Below are 1044 nucleotides of genomic sequence, written 5' to 3' on the forward strand. Positions count from 1 at the left end.
CGTGGATGCGGCCGGGCGGGCCGCGGTGGCCCGTCCGCCCACGGCCAGGGAGGAACACCACGATGCCGGAAGACACCAGGACCCCGAAGGCCCCGGCCCCACCGCCGAACGCCCCGGGCGCCGTGGCCGGCCGGGCGTGGCTGATGCTGGTGCTCGCCACGCTCGGATTCGCCGTCAACTTCTGGGCCTGGGCGCTGCTCAGCCCGCTGGGCCCGCGCTTCCAGGACGGCCTCGACCTCACCTCGTTCGAGCAGTCGCTGCTGGTCGCGGTGCCGGTGGTGGTCGGATCGGTGGGACGGGTCCCGGTCGGCGCGCTGACCGACCGGTTCGGCGGGCGGGTGATGTTCCCGCTGGTCTCGGCGGCCACCGTCGTCCCCGTGCTCCACCTGGGGCTGTGGGGCCACTCCTCGCTCGCCTCCCTCCTCGCCGGCGGCTTCCTGCTGGGCATCGGCGGCACCGCCTTCGCGGTCGGCGTGCCCTTCGTCAACGCCTGGTTCCCGCCGCGGCGGCGCGGCCTGGCCATCGGGGTGTTCGGGGCCGGGATGGGCGGCACCGCGATCAGCGCGCTGACCACGGTGCCGCTGGTCGACGCGCACGGCACGGCGAACCCGTTCCTGGTGACCGCGGGCGTCCTGGCCGGATACGCGGTGCTCGCGTGGCTGCTGCTGCGGGACGCGCCGGGACGGTCGGCTCCCGGCGAGCCGTTCCTGCCCAGGCTGGCCGGGACCTTCCGGCTGGGCGTCACCTGGCAGGCGTCCGCGCTGTACGCCGTGACCTTCGGCGGCTACGTCGCGCTCTCCGTCTACCTGCCCACCTACCTGCGGACCGGCTACGGCCTGGACACCGCGGACGCCTCCAACCGCATGGCCGGGTTCGTCCTGCTCGCGGTCGTGATGCGGCCGGCCGGCGGCTGGCTGTCGGACCGGATCGGACCGGTGCGGGTCCTCGACGCGAGCCTCGCCGTGGTGGCCGCGGGGGCGCTGGCGCTCGCCCTGGAGCCGCCGCTGATGCCCGGCGGGACCGCCGCCTTCCTGGCCCTGGCCT

1 protein-coding gene is annotated in these 1044 nt (G+C 76.0%); it reads left to right on the plus strand.

Annotated features, from left to right (window positions below):
* Positions 1-62: 62 nt before the first annotated feature.
* Positions 63-1044: MFS transporter (locus tag HW445_RS32370; protein WP_180224308.1), on the plus strand; the 982-nt coding region annotated here is incomplete at its 3' end.

The sequence above is a fragment of the Streptomyces sp. UH6 genome (assembly GCF_013421635.1).
Taxonomy (GTDB): Bacteria; Actinomycetota; Actinomycetes; order Streptomycetales; family Streptomycetaceae; genus Streptomyces; species Streptomyces abyssomicinicus.